Source organism: Burkholderia sp. MSMB1459WGS (assembly GCF_001534535.1).
GTDB lineage: Bacteria > Pseudomonadota > Gammaproteobacteria > Burkholderiales > Burkholderiaceae > Burkholderia.
The window spans coordinates 64,489-80,439 of record NZ_LPMU01000013.1 but is presented as its reverse complement, the minus strand read 5'-3'; the positions used below and the strand labels follow the sequence as shown (position 1 = coordinate 80,439).

General features: G+C 66.7%; 17 protein-coding genes. 7 read left to right on the top strand and 10 right to left on the bottom strand.

Going from position 1 to position 15,951, the window contains the following annotated elements:
• Positions 1-3 precede the first annotated feature (3 nt).
• The 8 genes from dnaB to WT97_RS06125 all read right to left on the bottom strand — a co-directional run bounded on the left by dnaB (position 4) and on the right by WT97_RS06125 (position 6,875).
• Positions 4-2,424, bottom strand: coding sequence for a replicative DNA helicase (dnaB, locus tag WT97_RS06160; RefSeq protein ID WP_060353149.1), 2,421 nt, complete (start codon positions 2,422-2,424; stop codon positions 4-6).
• Between the two features lie 140 nt (positions 2,425-2,564).
• The gene (gene rplI, locus WT97_RS06155; protein ID WP_027784634.1) at positions 2,565-3,017 is read right to left on the bottom strand and encodes a 50S ribosomal protein L9; all 453 of its coding nucleotides are present in this window, start codon (positions 3,015-3,017) and stop codon (positions 2,565-2,567) included.
• A gap of 27 nt (positions 3,018-3,044) precedes the next feature.
• Entirely contained in the window at positions 3,045-3,320 is a 276-nt protein-coding gene (gene rpsR / locus WT97_RS06150; RefSeq protein ID WP_006486248.1) for a 30S ribosomal protein S18, read from the bottom strand.
• Positions 3,321-3,324: 4 nt separating this feature from the next.
• On the bottom strand, positions 3,325-3,624 hold the full coding sequence (gene priB / locus WT97_RS06145) for a primosomal replication protein N (protein WP_006486250.1): 300 nt from the start codon (positions 3,622-3,624) through the stop codon (positions 3,325-3,327).
• Positions 3,625-3,664: 40 nt separating this feature from the next.
• Entirely contained in the window at positions 3,665-4,039 is a 375-nt protein-coding gene (gene rpsF / locus WT97_RS06140; protein ID WP_027784636.1) for a 30S ribosomal protein S6, read from the bottom strand.
• Positions 4,040-4,270: 231 nt separating this feature from the next.
• Positions 4,271-5,164: an anti-sigma factor gene (locus WT97_RS06135; RefSeq protein WP_060353148.1), complete on the bottom strand. Its 894-nt coding sequence runs from the start codon at positions 5,162-5,164 to the stop codon at positions 4,271-4,273.
• Complete coding sequence (locus WT97_RS06130) at positions 5,154-5,795, bottom strand: RNA polymerase sigma factor (protein WP_060353147.1); 642 nt, start codon at positions 5,793-5,795, stop codon at positions 5,154-5,156. Before WT97_RS06130 ends, WT97_RS06135 begins: the two co-directional genes overlap by 11 nt.
• Positions 5,796-5,963: 168 nt before the next feature.
• Positions 5,964-6,875: a LysR family transcriptional regulator gene (locus WT97_RS06125; RefSeq protein WP_059790707.1), complete on the bottom strand. Its 912-nt coding sequence runs from the start codon at positions 6,873-6,875 to the stop codon at positions 5,964-5,966.
• A 166-nt stretch (positions 6,876-7,041) separates the two neighbouring features.
• Between WT97_RS06125 and gcl the strand changes: the two genes are divergently transcribed.
• The 4 genes from gcl to lysM all read left to right on the top strand — a co-directional run bounded on the left by gcl (position 7,042) and on the right by lysM (position 11,535).
• Positions 7,042-8,817, top strand: coding sequence for a glyoxylate carboligase (gene gcl / locus WT97_RS06120; RefSeq protein WP_059790705.1), 1,776 nt, complete (start codon positions 7,042-7,044; stop codon positions 8,815-8,817).
• A gap of 43 nt (positions 8,818-8,860) precedes the next feature.
• Positions 8,861-9,670, top strand: a complete 810-nt coding sequence (gene hyi, locus WT97_RS06115) for a hydroxypyruvate isomerase (protein ID WP_034207492.1) — start codon at positions 8,861-8,863, stop codon at positions 9,668-9,670.
• A gap of 41 nt (positions 9,671-9,711) precedes the next feature.
• Positions 9,712-10,605, top strand: a complete 894-nt coding sequence (locus WT97_RS06110) for a 2-hydroxy-3-oxopropionate reductase (protein ID WP_006485940.1) — start codon at positions 9,712-9,714, stop codon at positions 10,603-10,605.
• Positions 10,606-11,064: 459 nt separating this feature from the next.
• On the top strand, positions 11,065-11,535 hold the full coding sequence (gene lysM / locus WT97_RS06105; protein WP_059505022.1) for a peptidoglycan-binding protein LysM: 471 nt from the start codon (positions 11,065-11,067) through the stop codon (positions 11,533-11,535).
• Positions 11,536-11,638: 103 nt separating this feature from the next.
• Here lysM and WT97_RS06100 read toward each other — a convergent pair whose 3' ends face one another.
• On the bottom strand, positions 11,639-12,661 hold the full coding sequence (locus WT97_RS06100; protein ID WP_060353146.1) for an asparaginase: 1,023 nt from the start codon (positions 12,659-12,661) through the stop codon (positions 11,639-11,641).
• Between the two features lie 271 nt (positions 12,662-12,932).
• On the opposite strand from WT97_RS06100, the gene WT97_RS06095 reads away from it, so the two are divergent.
• From WT97_RS06095 to WT97_RS06085, 3 genes are all read left to right on the top strand, one after another.
• Complete coding sequence (locus WT97_RS06095; RefSeq protein WP_011549641.1) at positions 12,933-13,223, top strand: PsiF family protein; 291 nt, start codon at positions 12,933-12,935, stop codon at positions 13,221-13,223.
• Positions 13,224-13,481: 258 nt separating this feature from the next.
• Positions 13,482-13,931, top strand: a complete 450-nt coding sequence (locus WT97_RS06090) for a hypothetical protein (RefSeq protein ID WP_059505027.1) — start codon at positions 13,482-13,484, stop codon at positions 13,929-13,931.
• 240 nt (positions 13,932-14,171) lie between these two features.
• On the top strand, positions 14,172-14,759 hold the full coding sequence (locus WT97_RS06085) for a YSC84-related protein (RefSeq protein ID WP_034207498.1): 588 nt from the start codon (positions 14,172-14,174) through the stop codon (positions 14,757-14,759).
• Positions 14,760-14,882: 123 nt separating this feature from the next.
• On the opposite strand, the gene WT97_RS06080 is transcribed toward WT97_RS06085, so the two are convergent.
• Positions 14,883-15,947, bottom strand: a complete 1,065-nt coding sequence (locus WT97_RS06080; RefSeq protein ID WP_059505029.1) for a glycosyltransferase family 4 protein — start codon at positions 15,945-15,947, stop codon at positions 14,883-14,885.
• Positions 15,948-15,951: the final 4 nt, after the last annotated feature.

Genomic DNA, 15,951 nt, shown 5'->3' with positions numbered 1-15,951 from the left:
GCTTCACTCGCCGTAGAAGGTTTGCGCCCCGGCAAAGTTGTCGAACTTCGTGTATTGCCCCAGGAACGTGAGCCGAACGGGCCCGATCGGGCCGTTACGCTGCTTGCCGATGATGATTTCGGCCGTCCCCTTGTCTGGGCTGTCGGGATTGTAGACTTCATCGCGATAGATGAACAGGATCACGTCCGCATCCTGCTCGATTGCGCCCGATTCGCGCAAATCCGACATCACCGGACGCTTGTTCGGGCGCTGTTCGAGGCCGCGGTTCAGCTGCGACAGCGCGATCACCGGCACGTCGAGCTCCTTCGCGAGACTCTTCAACGAGCGCGAAATCTCCGAGATTTCCGTCGCGCGGTTCTCGCCCTGCGACGAACCCGACATCAGCTGCAGGTAGTCGACGATGATCAGGCCGAGCTTGCCGCACTGCCGCGCAAGGCGCCGCGCGCGCGAGCGCAACTCCATCGGGTTCAGGCCGCCCGTCTCGTCGATGAAGAGCTGCGCCTCGCTCATCTTCTGCACCGCGTGCGTCAGTTTCGGCCAGTCCTCGTCCGTCAGGCGGCCGGTTCGCATCCGGTGCTGGTCGAGCCGACCGATCGAGCCGAGCATACGCATCACGAGCTGGGTGCCCGGCATTTCCATCGAGAACACCGCGACCGGCAACCCGTACTCGACCGCGACGTATTCGCCGATGTTCATCGAGAAGGCCGTGTTGTGCGTGACGACATAGTCGTCCGTCACGTACAGGCGCGATGGGTGCGACACCGAGATGCACTGCGTCGCCGTCCGGCGCGTCGGTTCGATGTCGACGATCACCGGCATCTTGCGGCGCGAGCGCCCGCCCGTCAGCCGTTCGCGCTTGCCTTCGAACAGGAACAGGCTCTGCGGTTCCGGATGGCTGATCGTGCACACGTAAGCCGTTGCACCGGCCACTCGCTGGCCGTGCGACGTGAAGCTGGTCGCCTTTTCCGAAATCTGGCACCACGCGCCGAGCGAACGAGCGAGTTCCTGAACGTCGCGCGCCAGTTGCGGGCTGGCCGTCGAATAACGCACCGTGCCCCACGATTCGACCCAGCCGTCGGTATCGAGCAATCCACGCAGCAAGTCGAGCCGCGCGTCCTTTCCCGCATCGAGATACGCGCGCGGAATGAACTTGTCGTAGCTGGTACGCCCCCAGAGGCCGAATTCCGCGAGCGCCGCCTTCAGCGGATTGACCGCCGCGCGCGGCGCCAAGCCGGCCGGCCGGCGCTTGATTCGCCAGTCGTACTGCCCTGCATGTTCGAGTTCGAGCGTCGCATCGACCCGCGAGCGCATCCGTTCGAGCGTTTCCTCGGCCTTCACGCTGAAACGCACGGCGGTACCGCCCAGCGAACCGTCGCCGAGCAGCGCGCCGAGCACCCACGGATCGACGGGAAGCGCGTCCGTATGCCCGAAGTCGCCGCTTGCCATGTCGATCCACAGGCGATTCCGGTAGCGCTGCCGGGTCAGCAGCGTGCGAATTTCCGCCGTGTTCAAAATGCGCGGCTTCGGCCACTCGCGGTAATGGACGCACCAGAGATGCTCGTCGCAGCATTCGGCGGAACGGCCGTCCGAGAATCGGACACGGTAAACCTGCCGCTCACCCTGCGGATAGATGCCGGTCACCATCGACGGCGCGCCGTCGACCGAAGCCAGCGCATCGCCGATCGTCAGCTCGCCCATCCGCTTCCAGCCGCTCAGCGTTTTCACGCGCGCATCGAGCGGCTGTGCCTTGCCCATCGACGGTCTGCCGGCCACGATGATCAGTTCGCCGCCGTGCATCCCCGACGTCATCCGGTCGAGATCGACGAAGCCGGTCGGCGTGCCGGTGACGTCGCTCGGATTCGCGGTGTGGTACAGCGTGTCGATGCGCTCGACCACCTGCGTGAGCAGCGGGCCGATCTCGAGGAAGCCCTGGTTGCCGCGCGCGCCCTCTTCGGCGATCGAGAACACCTTCGATTCGGCTTCGTCGAGCAGCTGGCGGACTTCCTTGCCCTGCGGATTGAAGGCGTCGGCCGAGATTTCGTCGGCGACCGACACCAGCCGGCGCAGCACCGCGCGGTCGCGCACGATTTCCGCGTAGCGGCGGATGTTCGCCGCGCTCGGCGTGTTCTGCGCAAGGGCGTTCAGATACGCGAGCCCGCCGACGTCGTCGGCCTTGCCGGACGTGGTCAGCGCTTCGTACACGGTCACGACGTCGGCCGGGCGCGTCGCCGCGATCAGCCGGCCGATGTGCTCGTAGATGATCCGGTGGTCGTAGCGGTAGAAGTCGCCCTGCGACAGGAAGTCGGCAATCCGGTCCCATGCCGCGTTGTCGAGCAACAGGCCGCCGAGCACCGACTGTTCGGCTTCGACCGAATGCGGCGGGACTTTCAGCGATTCGATTTGGGGATCTTGCGGCGCGTTCATGGGTTGGGATTATCGCGAATAGATGGCGGCAGCGCTACCACCGCTTGCCGGCGAGCAGGCAATAAAAAAGGCAGGCCCCGGTTGCCCGGGCGCCTGCCCTTGTCCGGACGGCGGAAGCCGCCCGGCAAGCTTGCATACGCTTACGCGTGGTCGCCGATCACGTTGATCGTGACGTCGACGACGACGTCCGTGTGCAGCGCAACCTGGACGTTGTGCTCGCCGATCATCTTCAGCGGGCCTTCCGGCATGCGCACTTGCAGCTTTTCGACTTCGTAGCCTGCCTTCTTCAGCAGTTCCGCGACGTCGCCGTTCGTGACCGAGCCGAACAGACGGCCGTCGACGCCCGACTTCTGCGTGATTTCGAACGTCTGGCCGTTCAGCTTCTCGCCGACTGCCTGCGATGCCGCCAGCTTTTCAGCGGCGATCTTTTCGAGTTCAGCGCGGCGCACTTCGAATTCGGCGATCGCTTCCTTCGTTGCACGGCGAGCCTTGCGGTTCGGGATCAGGAAGTTGCGAGCGTAACCGTCCTTGACCTTGACGATATCGCCGAGGTTACCCAGATTGGCGACTTTTTCCAACAGAATGATTTGCATTCGAATTCTCCTTATTGCGTCGCCTGATTACGCCTTGTGCTGATCGGTGTACGGCAGCAGCGCGAGGAAACGCGCACGCTTGATGGCCGTATCCAGCTGACGCTGATAGTGCGCCTTCGTACCCGTCAGACGAGCCGGCGTGATCTTGCCGTTTTCGCCGATGAAGTCCTTCAGCGTTTCCGTGTCCTTGTAGTCGATCTGCTCGACGCCGGCAGCCGTGAAACGGCAGAACTTCTTGCGCTTGAAGAGCGGGTTTTGTTGCTGACGACGCTTGTCGAATTTCTTACCAGTCGGGCGGGGCATGATTTCAGTCCTTTCCAATGTCCTGCAATGCTGTGATGTGAAACACCAAGGTTCTCGCGTTGCGGCTTTTCTTGGCCAGGAAGCCCGTGAACAGCGTTTCGACGCCCATTTCACGACTTTCCAGCTTGCCGCTCGCCTCACCGGCCGCCACCGCCTCGATCGTCATTTCGACCTGGCGGGGAATGCCTGCTTCGACGACTTCCGTGCGGTGATGCAATGTGGCGCTTGCGATCGGAACACCTGCCGGCGTATATCGCACCGGTGCGCGTTCGACGACGCTCGCCGTCAATTGCAACCTGTTCACGTGAGTGGCGCGCTCCTTGATGGCTTAATGCGTGACGAACTTAAGCCTGCGCTTCGGCCGGCTGAGCTGCAGCCGCCTTCTTGGCTTCTTCGCGCTGAACTTCCTTCATCATCGGCGACGGGCCGGTTTCGGCCTTCTTCATCTTGACGATGAGGTGGCGCAGCACGGCGTCGTTGAACTTGAACGCGTGTTCGAGTTCGTCGAGCGTCGTCTGGTCGCACTCGATGTTCATGCAGACGTAGTGAGCCTTCGCGAGTTTCTCGATCATGTAGGCCAGTTGGCGACGGCCCCAGTCTTCGACGCGGTGGATCTGGCCGCCGTGCGACGTGATCGTGGTCTTGTAACGCTCGATCATCGCGGGCACTTGCTCGCTTTGATCGGGGTGCACGATGAATACGATTTCGTAATGACGCATTACACACTCCTTGTGGATTAAAGCCACCCGGGCGTCTGAACCGGTGTGGCAAGTGAGAAGCCGAAGATTCTAACCCGGTTACGGGGCGCATGCAAGGCCAATCGACGATTGGCAAACGGATTCGGCCGTGTTTTCAAAGACTTGAACAGGTATGCCGGCGCAAATGCCATCGGTTCGCGCGTTATCGCGCCGGGGTCGGAACAGCCACGCGCCGCGCCGCCGCCGGCGCGGTCATTCGCCGTGCGTGCCCGCAAGTCGCGCGTCGAGCGCCGTCCGGAACGCCGCGAGCGCCGACGGCTCGGCGTCGGTCACGGCCCACCACGTCATCCCGGCCGCGCTCCAGCGGTCGAGCGCATAGCCCTGCGACACCGTCGCATACGGAGCAGCCGGCCGCTCCCCGGCCGGCTGCACGTAGACGTCGACCACGTGCTGCCGGTGGCGATAGACGAGCACCGCGACGCGGCGACGCCCGACGTAGTCGAGCCGGCCGCCGACCAGCGCGAAGCCGCTCGCCGCAAGATCCTCGACCGGCGGCGCATAGTCGAGCCGGCCGTTGAACCACGGCTTGACCGTGTGCCGGTCGGTCGAGATCACGTCGATGTCGCGCGCCGACAGGTCGGCCCGCACATGGCTCGCGACGAGCTCGTCGACCGTTCGGTCGGTATCGGCATGGCGGGCGGACCATGCCATTGCGCCCGCCGCCGCGAGCGCCACCAGCAACGCGACGCCCCAGCCGAGGCCCGGCAACGCGGCCACGCGGGGCCCGGCACCGGTCGATACCGGTCGTGCCGCGCCACCGCGCCCGGGCAGCCAGGAGAACCGGTCGCGCCCGCGCGGCCGCCGCGGCGGCGACCGGGGCTCATCCCGAGGCTCGGCCCGCGACGGCTCGTGGGCATGCGCGTCGGCTGCCGCCGGCAGGCTCGCGAGGATGCTCGCCCGCAGCGCGTCCGGCGCGCGGTGATAATCGGCCTGCCGTACGGCCTGCACCAGCGCGACGATCCGCGCACGTTCGCGGCGGCACGCATCGCACCCGTCGACATGCTGCTGGACCCGCAACGCATCGGGCGCCGACAGCTCGCGGTCGACGTCCGCGTCCAGCAACGCTCGCGCTTCGTTACAGTCCATCGATAGCCTCCGATGCGGTTCCGCCTGCCGGCGCACGGCCCGGCCGGCCTTCGGTCGCCGGCGCAGGCGCGCCGCCCAGCAACGCGGCGAGCTTGCGCCGGCCGCGCGCGAGCCGCGACATCACCGTGCCGACCGGCACGTCCGCGATCGCCGCGATCTCGCGGTAGCTCAGGTCCTCCATCTCGCGCAGCACGAGCACCTCGCGGTATTCGGGCGGCAGCTGCGCGAGCGCCGCATTCACGAGCCGCACGTTCTCGCCGCGCAGCAGATGCGCCAGCGGATCCTCCGTGGCCGGCTGCCAGTCGTCGGGCACGTCGGCGTCGTCGAGCGTGTCGGGCAACGCGACCTCGTGCGCATGCGTGCGCCGCCGCCACTCCGTGTACCAGGTGTGGCGCACGATCGTCAGCAGCCACGGCCGCGCGTTGTCGCCGCGACACGAATCGACGAAGCGCAGCGCGCGCATGCACGCGTCCTGGACGACGTCGTCCGCATCGCCGGCGCTGCCGCTCAGCCAGCGCGCGAGGTTGTACGCGGCGTCGAGATGCGGGAGCACGAGCACGCGAAACCGCTCGCCGCGCGCGATCGCATCGTCCGCCGCTCGTTCATCGACCGCCTGTCCGGCTTGCCCCACATGGCCTCCCTGGTCCCGGCGGCCGACGCCGCGCCCGTTCCGCGCACGGCGCCCGGACAGACCGGCAACGTGCGCGCTCGATGACCTTACCGCCGCTGCGTCGAGTTTATTCCCGCACCGTGCACACGAAGCGTAAAAAATCGCCGGACGGCCGCGCGGGCTGCCCCGTCACGGCGTGGTGCTCCAGTAGCCGGGGCGCGCGTACGCGGCGCGCAGGTAGTCGATGAAATAGCGCACGCGCGCCGGCACGTAGCGTTGCTGCGGGTAGACCGCGAGGATGTCGTAGTCGGGCAGCGCATATTCGTCGAGCACGGTCTCGAGTTCGCCCGTTTCGAGCTGCGCGGCGATTTCCCACGTCGAGCGCCAGCCGAGCCCGAGCCCTTCGGCCACCCAGCGGTGCAGCAGCTCGCCGTCGTTGCAGTCGAGATTGCCGGTCACGCGCATCGTCGCGATCTTGCCGTGGCGCTGGAAATACCAGCCGCGGTTCTGGCCGCCCTGCAGGTTGAACGCGAGACAGTTGTGCTTCAGCAGGTCGTCGAGCGACTTCGGCCGGCCGTGCTTGCGGAAATACCCGGGCGTGCCGCACACCACGCGCCGGTTCGACGCGAGCTTCACCGCGACGAAGTTCGGATCGACCGCGCCGCCGATCCGGATCGACAGGTCATAGCCCTCGCGCACGAGATCGACGACGCGGTCGGTCAGGTTGAACGACAGCTGCATCTCCGGCTTGTCGGCCAGAAAACCGGGCGCGTGCGGCGCGACGTGCTTGCGGCCGAACGCGGCCGGCGCCGACACGATCAGGTGGCCGCTCACCGCGCGCCGCCCGGCGGCCAGCTCGTTCTCGGCCTGATCCCATTCGCTGAGCAGCCCGCGGCAGCGCTCGAGGAACGCGGCCCCCTCCTCGCTGACGACCAGCCGCCGCGTCGAGCGGTACATCAGCTTCACGCCGAGGCGCTTCTCCAGCGCGTCGATGCGCCGCCCGAGCACCACCGGCGACACGCCCTCCTCGAGCGCCGCCGCCGCGAGGCTGCCGGCATCGGCCACCCGTACGAACGTCTCGATCTGCTTGAAGCGGTCCATCTTCCGTCTCCGTTCCGACTCCGGCGGGAAGCCCCGTCCGGCGGTCATTCCATACTTTTAGTTTCGAAATAAGCGACTTCGGCTGATCTTATCAAACCTTTCCTGCATCCCTAAAGTGTTCCCAACAGACCGATTCGCAAGATCCGCCACATTCAAGGAGACATTCATGGCCAAGATGAGAGCCGTCGACGCAGCCGTACTCGTGCTCGAGAAGGAAGGCATCCAGACCGCGTTCGGCGTGCCGGGCGCCGCGATCAACCCGTTCTACTCGGCCATGCGCAAGTCGGGCGGCATCAGCCACGTGCTCGCCCGTCACGTCGAAGGCGCGTCGCACATGGCCGAAGGCTTCACGCGTGCGGCACCGGGCAACATCGGCGTGTGCATCGGCACGTCGGGCCCCGCCGGCACCGACATGATCACCGGCCTCTACTCCGCGTCGGCCGACTCGATTCCGATCCTCGCGATCACGGGCCAGGCGCCGCGCGCGCGCCTCTACAAGGAAGATTTCCAGGCCGTCGACATCGAATCGATCGCCAAGCCGGTCACCAAGTGGGCCGTCACCGTGCGCGAACCGGCGCTCGTGCCGCGCGTGTTCCAGCAGGCGTTCCACCTGATGCGCTCGGGCCGTCCGGGCCCGGTGCTGGTCGACCTGCCGATCGACGTGCAGCTCGCCGAAATCGAATTCGACATCGACACGTACGAACCGCTGCCGGTCTACAAGCCCGCGGCCACCCGCGCGCAGATCGAGAAGGCGCTCGCAATGCTGAACGACGCGGACAAGCCGCTGATCGTGTCGGGCGGCGGCGTGCTCAACGCGGCGGCCGAAGACCTGCTCGTGCAGTTCGCCGAAACGGTCGGCGTGCCGGTGATCCCGACGCTGATGTCGTGGGGCGCGATTGCCGACGACCACCCGCTGATGGCCGGCATGGTCGGCCTGCAGACGTCGCACCGCTACGGCAACGCGACGATGCTCGCGTCCGACTTCGTGCTCGGCATCGGCAACCGCTGGGCGAACCGCCACACGGGCAGCATCGAGGTCTACACGAAGGGCCGCAAGTTCGTGCACGTCGACATCGAGCCGACGCAGATCGGCCGCGTGTTCGGCCCCGATCTCGGCATCGTGTCGGACGCGAAGGCGGCGCTCGAGCTGTTCGTCGCGGTGGCACGGGAATGGAAGACCGCCGGCAAGCTGAAGGATCGCAGCGCGTGGGTCGCGGAATGCCAGGAACGCAAGCGCACGCTGCAGCGCAAGACGCACTTCGACAACGTGCCGGTCAAGCCGCAGCGCGTGTACGAAGAGATGAACAAGGTGTTCGGCCGCGATACCTGCTACGTCAGCACGATCGGCCTGTCGCAGATCGCCGCCGCGCAGTTCCTGCACGTGTTCAAGGCGCGCAACTGGATCAACTGCGGCCAGGCCGGCCCGCTCGGCTGGACGATCCCCGCCGCGCTCGGCGTGCGTGCGGCCGACCCGAGCCGCCCGATCGTCGCGCTGTCCGGCGACTACGACTTCCAGTTCATGATCGAGGAACTGGCGGCCGGCGCGCAATTCAAGCTGCCGTACGTGCACGTCGTCGTGAACAACTCGTACCTCGGGCTGATCCGCCAGGCGCAGCGCGCGTTCGACATGGACTACTGCGTGCAGCTCGCGTTCGACAACGTGAACGCGCCGGAACTGAACGGGTATGGCGTCGACCACGTGGCCGTCGCGGAAGGCCTCGGCTGCAAGGCGCTGCGCGTGTTCAAGCCGGAAGAAATCGAGCCGGCGCTGCGCCAGGCGCAAACGCTCGCGGAAGAGTTCAGCGTGCCGGTGGTCGTCGAAGTGATCCTCGAGCGCGTGACGAACATCTCGATGGGCACCGAAATCGACGCGATCAACGAATTCGAGGAGCTCGCCGAAAAGGCCGAGCACGCACCGACCGCGATCTCGATGCTCGACTGAACCGCACGATATTTTTGACTGACCGACCGAAGAGGCTTAGCTCATGCCGAAGTTTGCTGCAAACCTGACCATGCTGTTCAACGAAGTGCCGTTCCTCGACCGCTTCAAGGCGGCCGCGGACGCGGGCTTCGACGCCGTCGAGTTTCTGTTCCCGTATCCGTACGCGAAAGAGGAACTCGCCGAGCGGCTCGAGACGCACCGCCTGCGCCTCGTGCTGCACAACCTGCCCGCCGGCAACTGGGATCAGGGCGAGCGCGGCATTGCGTGCCTGCCCGATCGCGTGAGCGAATTCCAGGAAGGCGTCGGCCGTGCGATCGAGTACGCGAAGGCGCTGAAGGTGCCGCAGCTGAACTGCCTCGTCGGCATCCCGTCGGCGAGCACCGCGCGCGACAAGACGTTCGTGACGATCGTCGACAACCTGCGCTTCGCCGCCGACGCGCTGAAGCGCGAAGGCATCCGCCTGCTCGTCGAACCGTGCAACAGCTTCGACATCCCGGGCTTCGCGCTGAACCGCTCGTCCGAAGGGCTCGACGTGATCCGCGCGGTCGGCTCGGACAACCTGTTCCTGCAGTACGACATCTATCACATGCAACGCATGGAAGGCGAACTGGCCGCGACGATCGAACGCAACCTCGCGTCGATCGGCCACGTCCAGCTCGCGGACAACCCGGGCCGCAACGAGCCGGGCACCGGCGAGATCAACTACGCGTTCCTGTTCGCGCTGCTCGACCGGCTCGGCTATGCCGGCTACGTCGGCTGCGAATACAAGCCCCGTACCACCACGACGGAAGGCCTCGGCTGGCTGCAAAGCGTGGCCGGCTGTGCACCGGCCTCGGCGCGTCGCGCCGCCTGAGTCGCGCCCTTCCCGTTTTCAGCCCTATAGGAGACTTTCACATGGCAACCATCGGTTTCATCGGCCTCGGCATCATGGGCGCGCACATGGCGCGCAACCTGCTCAAGGGCGATCATCAGCTCGTCGTGAACGGTGCGTTCCCGATTCCCGACGACCTGCGCGGCAGCGCGAAGGTCGTCGCGAACTCGACCGAAGTCGCGCAGCACGCCGACATCATCATCTCGATGGTGCCGGACACGCCCGACGTGCGCAACGTGCTGTTCGCCGACGACGGCGTCGCGAAGGGCCTGACGGCCGGCAAGCTCGTGATCGACATGAGCTCGATTTCGCCGCTCGACACGCAGGCATTCGCGAAGCAGATCAACGCGCTCGGCTGCGACTACCTCGACGCGCCGGTGTCCGGCGGCGAGGTCGGCGCACGCGAAGCGACGCTGACGATCATGGTCGGCGGCCCGGAGAAGGCATTCGAGCGCGCGAAGCCGCTGTTCGAGAAGATGGGCAAGAACATCACGCTCGTCGGCGACAACGGTGCCGGCCAGACCTGCAAGGTCGCGAATCAGATCATCGTCGCGCTGAACATCGAGGCGGTCGGCGAAGCGCTGCTGTTCGCCGCACGTTCGGGCGCCGACCCGGAGCGTGTGCGCCAGGCGCTGATGGGCGGCTTCGCCGCGTCGCGCATCCTCGAAGTGCACGGCGCGCGGATGACCAAGCGCACGTTCGATCCGGGCTTCCGCATCGAGCTGCACCAGAAGGACCTGAACCTCGCGCTCGACGGCGCACGCAAGCTCGGCCTCGCGCTGCCGCACACCGCGAGCGCGCAGCAGCTGTTCAGCGTGTGCGCATCGCACGGCGGCAAGGCATGGGATCACTCGGCCCTCGTGCGCGCGCTCGAGATCATGTCGAACTTCGAGATCGGCCAGACGCCGGCCGCGTAACGCGGATGCCGCAACGCGCGCTTTCGCTGCGATGGCGCAGGCGCGCGACGCATACACGCGACTCGGCCACGGCCGGTCGCCTCGATGCGCGACGCACGCGCGCATCACGTTGGGGCGCCCCGCCCCGCATCGCCAACGGCATGCGGGACGGGGCGAAAAACGCCGCTCTGGGCTGAGAGCGGCGTGGTGGGGTCCGCAGCGGCACCCGGCGGCGCCGGGGAAGCCTTGGTCGGTCAGACGTCGTCGTCGGGTGTCCGCCTGTCGGATTTCGCGTATTACATTTCTTTACGTTCGAGCGTGCGATTTTTCATGCAATCGTCGCGTTGAACGCCTACACTTTCGCCACGCCTTTCGAGAAAACCGCCGCGCTTGCGCCCGCCCAGGTGGCCGCATCCAGCGCGGTGTTTTTTTCGCCACTTCATGGCGCGTTTTCTTTTCAACCACCTAAGGAGTGCAGCGATGGGTCTTCTTTCGTTTATCAAAGAGGCGGGTGAAAAACTGCTGGGTCATGCCGACGCGCAAGCGGCGGAAGATCCGAATGCCGCAAACCAGACCGCGGCCGACGCAATCAAGAACTACATCAACACGCAAGGTCTCGACACGTCGAATCTGACCGTCGCGTTCGACGGCGCGTCGCGCACCGTGTCGCTGTCGGGCAGCGTGCCCGATCTCGACACGAAGGCGAAGGTCAAGGTCGCGGCCGGCAACGTGCAAGGCGTCGCAGGCGTCAACGACGACGGCCTGCAGCCGGACGATCCGGAAGTCCAGTACCACGACGTGAAGCCGGGCGACACGCTGTCGGCGATCGCGAAGGAAGTGTATGGCGACGCGAACAAGTACCCGGTGATCTTCGAGGCGAACAAGCCGATGCTGTCGAGCCCGGACCGGATCTACCCGGGCCAGAAGCTCGTGATTCCGCCGCAGTCCTGATCGTGCAATCCTGATCGTTCTCGCAGTACCGACGCAAAAATGGCAGGCCACCAGCCTGCCATTTTTTATGCGCGCCGCACGCCGCCCGAGCGGCGGCCATCCGTCACAGCGTATCGAACGCGTGCTGCAGTGCGTCTCGATCCCGAATGCCGTTCGCCAGCGCGAGCATCAGCAGCACGCGCGCCTTGAACGGGTGCAGCGAGCCCGCGCTCACGAAACCGAGCGCATCGTCGCTCGCGGCGCCGTTGCGCATCACGTGTCCCGAACCGACGCGCGACGCACGGACCACCGCCACGCCCGCGTTCGCCGCATCGGCGAGCGCCGCCTGCAGCACCGCATGGATCGACCCGTTGCCGGTGCCCGCGACGACGAGCCCGCGCACGCCGGCCGCGACGAGCGCGTCCACGGCCGTGCGCGTCACGCCCGCATAACTCGCGACGACTTCGACCGGCGGCCAGGTCGCGGCGATCGCCAGTTGCGTGTCGCGCGTGCGCGTGACGCGGCGCGCGAATTCGACGCGGCCGTCCTGCACCCAGCCGAGCGCGCCGAGTTCCGGCGACTGGAACGCGTCGACCGCATAGGTGCTCGTCTTCACGACATCGCGCGCGCCGTGGATCCGGTTGTTGAACGCGACCAGCACGCCCTGCCCGCGCGCGGCCGGATGCGCGGCCACCGTCACCGCGTTCAGCAGGTTCAGCGGGCCGTCGGACGACAGCGCGGTGGCCGGCCGCATCGCGGCCGTCAGCACGACCGGCTTGTCGCCCCGCACGACCAGATGCAGTGCATACGCGGTTTCCTCGAGCGTATCGGTGCCGTGGGTGATCACGATGCCGTCGACGGCCGGGTCGGCCATCAGCGCGTCGATCCGCGCGGCGAGCGTGTTCCACAGCGGCAGCGCGAGATCCTTGCTGTCGATGCTGGCGACCTGTTCCGCGTCGATGCGTGCGACCGACGCGAGTGCCGGCACGGCGTCGACCAGGAAATTGACGCCGAGCGCGCCGGCCTGGTAGCCGGCCGTGCTGGCGGCGTCGGGCGCGGCGCCGGCGATCGTGCCGCCCGTGGCGAGTACGGCGATGCGCGGCAGCGGCGCCGCGGACGAAGGGGATGCGATGTTCGGTGTATTCATGGCCGCGATTGTAATGGCTCCCGGCCGCGAGCCGGCAGGTTCCGGCGCGGCGGCCGGCGATAGCCGGCGCGCATCATGGTTTGTCCCGATCTCCGGGCCGCGCGCGGCGTCAACGGCCATGGCGTCCGCAACGTTATAGGAAGTGCCGTTTTGGTGTTTTCACCTTGATTTGCCATAATCGGAGCGCGCGGTGCGATGTGGCCCTGTCCTCATCGCGTCGTGCTTCGTGACGGCGTCGATCACACGCAATTCACCCCATGGGAGTGTCGAAATGAAAATCCAATCGCTCGTAGCCGCAGTGCTTCTCGGCGGCATGCTGGCTTCCCCCGCATTCGCGGCGAACAGCCAGCAGGACAAGATGAAGGCCTGTAACACCCAGGCAGCCGGCAAGACGGGCGACGAACGCAAGGCGTTCATGAAGGACTGCCTGTCGGCGAAGCCCGCGAAGGCGATGACGCAGCAGGAAAAGATGAAGGCGTGCAATACGCAGGCCACCGGCAAGAAGGGTGACGATCGCAAGGCGTTCATGAAGAGCTGCCTGAGCAACCAGCCGGCCGCCTGAGTCCCGGCGCTCCCGCCTCGAATGCCGCGCCCCGCTTCGGCGGGCGCGGCATTTTCATTTTCGTTGCACGCGCATCGACGCCCGCACTCCCGTCTTTCCCGCCCCGTTTTTTCCGGCAGCCGGCCCCGCGCCGCCACGCGGTGCGGCATTTCGCCGCGTTTTCTTCTATGATGGCTGCAACGCGGCCCACCCAAGACCAAGAAGCGCCATCGGGCCGCCCTCGAGACGGACGCGCACGCGCGTCAAACGGAGGCTTGGATGGCATGGAGACAACACCGCTGGTTCCGCCGCTGGCTGATCGTGATCGTGTTCTGGGCGGTGCCCGTCGCGATCGTCGCCGTACGCGAGATCCGCGAGGAAATGGCCTACAACAAGGCGGACCTGCAGCTCGCGCTGACCACCTGGCAGCTCACCGACGCGCAGCAGGCCGCCGGCGCCGCCGCGAAGTGTCACGGGGAGCCTGACGAAGCGCGCGCGGCCGGCTGCCCGGCCGACGTGCTCGCCGCCAACGCGCCGCGCCAGCAGGCGGCTCGCGACGAATACGTGGTACGCCGCAATACGCTCGCGGGCTATCTGTGGCATGCGTTCGTCGGCTACTGGGTCGTCCCGGCCGCGTTCCTGTTCGCGTGCGGCATCGTGATCGCGCTGATCCGCCGCGCGCTTCGCCGCCCGCCGATCAAGCCGCCCGTTCCGCCCGTCACACACTGACACGGGCGCGCGCTGCAAACGCCGCGCCCTCCCGCCCGCTCGTCGCGCGCCCCGCATGCCGACCCGCCCCCTCGCGCGTCGGCGCCGCATCGTCCGTTGGCGCGCCGCGACACCCCCACGCGATTTGACGCTTTTTCACGCGGCAACGAAAAGAGGCCGTAATCCGCTGTGATATAACTGCCGACGTGATCCGCTCCTTGAGCGAGACTCACTCCGAACGTCATCCGATGGAGAACAACGATGCAAAAACGGAATCTTGTGCTGAAAGCCGCCGCTGCGCTCATCGTCGGTAGCCTCGCGCTCACCGGTTGCACCACCACCCCGGACAAGCCGGACAACGCCGCGACCAACGCGTCCAAACGCCAGTCGATCGACGCGAGCGTCGACGCCACGCTGTCGCGCATGTACTCCACGGTCAAGGGTTCGCGCGAACTCGTCGCGAAATCGCGCGGCGTGCTGGTCTTCCCCGAAGTGCTCCAGGCCGGCTTCATCGTCGGCGGCCAGTCCGGCAACGGCGCGCTGCGCGTCGGCGGCAGCACGGTCGGCTACTACAACACGTCGTCGCTGTCGGTCGGCCTGCAGGCCGGCGCGCAGTCGAAGGCGATCGTGTTCCTGTTCATGACGCAGCAGGCGCTCGACGAATTCCGCAACTCGGACGGCTGGGCCGCCGGCGCCGGCGCCTCGGTCGCACTCGTGAAGATGGGCGCGAACGGCGCGGTCGATTCCAACACGGCCACCGCACCGGTCCAGGTCGTCGTGCTGACCAACGCCGGCCTGATGGGCGACGTATCGATCAACGGCACGAAGGTCACGAAGCTCAAGATCTGACGTTGACGCCCTGCCCGCGCGGGCCTCGCGCGGGTCATGCACAAACGGCGATGTCCTTGCGGGCATCGCCGTTTTTTTATCCGCCGGCGCGCTGCGCCAACGCGGCCGGGTCGATCGGGCCGCTCAGGTCGTCGAGTCGATCACCTTGAAGCGCGAGCGCTTCTGCGCGCGGATCACCGACTGGTACACGTCCACGTACTGCTGCGCCATCCGGCGCGACGTGAAGCGCTCCTCGAAGCGCTGCCGCACGCGCGCACGCGGCAGCAGGTGCAGCCGGTTCACGGCGGCCACCGCGCTGATTTCATCCTCGACGATGAAACCCGACACGCCCTCGTCCACCACTTCGGGCACCGCGCCGCGGTTGAACGCGATCACCGGCGTGCCGCACGACATCGCCTCGATCATCACCAGGCCGAACGGTTCCGGCCAGTCGATCGGAAACAGCAGCGCATGCGCGCCCGACAGGAATTCAGCCTTCTCGTGATCGGCGATCTCGCCGACGTATTCGACGTGCGGCAACGCGAAGAGCGGCTTGATCTCGCGGTCGAAGTATTCCTGGTCGGCCGCGTCGATCTTCGCGGCAATCCGGATCGGCAACCCGCACTGGCCGGCAATGCGGATCGCGGTGTCGACGCGTTTTTCCGGCGAGATGCGGCCGAGGAATGCGAGATAGCGCGGCTCGACGGGCTGCGGCATGTACAGCGTCTCGGGCAACCCGTGATAGACGGTCGTCAGCCATTTCGCCTGCGGCAACGGCTGGCGCTGCGAATTGGAAATCGAGATCACCGGGGCCGTGTTGAACGTGTCGAACACCGGTTGCTGCTCGGGCAGGTCGAGGCGGCCGTGCAGCGTCGTCACGTAAGGCGTGTCCTGTCGGTTGAAGACCGAGAACGAGTAGTAGTCCATGTGGAAATGGAGCACGTCGAAATCCTTCGCGCGGCGCGCGACCGTCTCCATCAGCAGCATGTGCGGCGCAACCCGGTCGCGGATCGACGAATCGAGTCGCAGCGCGCGCGGCCACACGGGCTCGAGCTTCGCCCGCGTCGTCGAATCGCCGCTCGCGAACAGCGTCACATCGTGGCCGAGCTCGACGAGCGCCTCGGTGATGTAGGACACGACGCGCTCCGTGCCGCCGTACAGCTTCGGCGGCACGGATTCGGTCAGCGGGGCGATCTGGGCAATTCTCATGGTC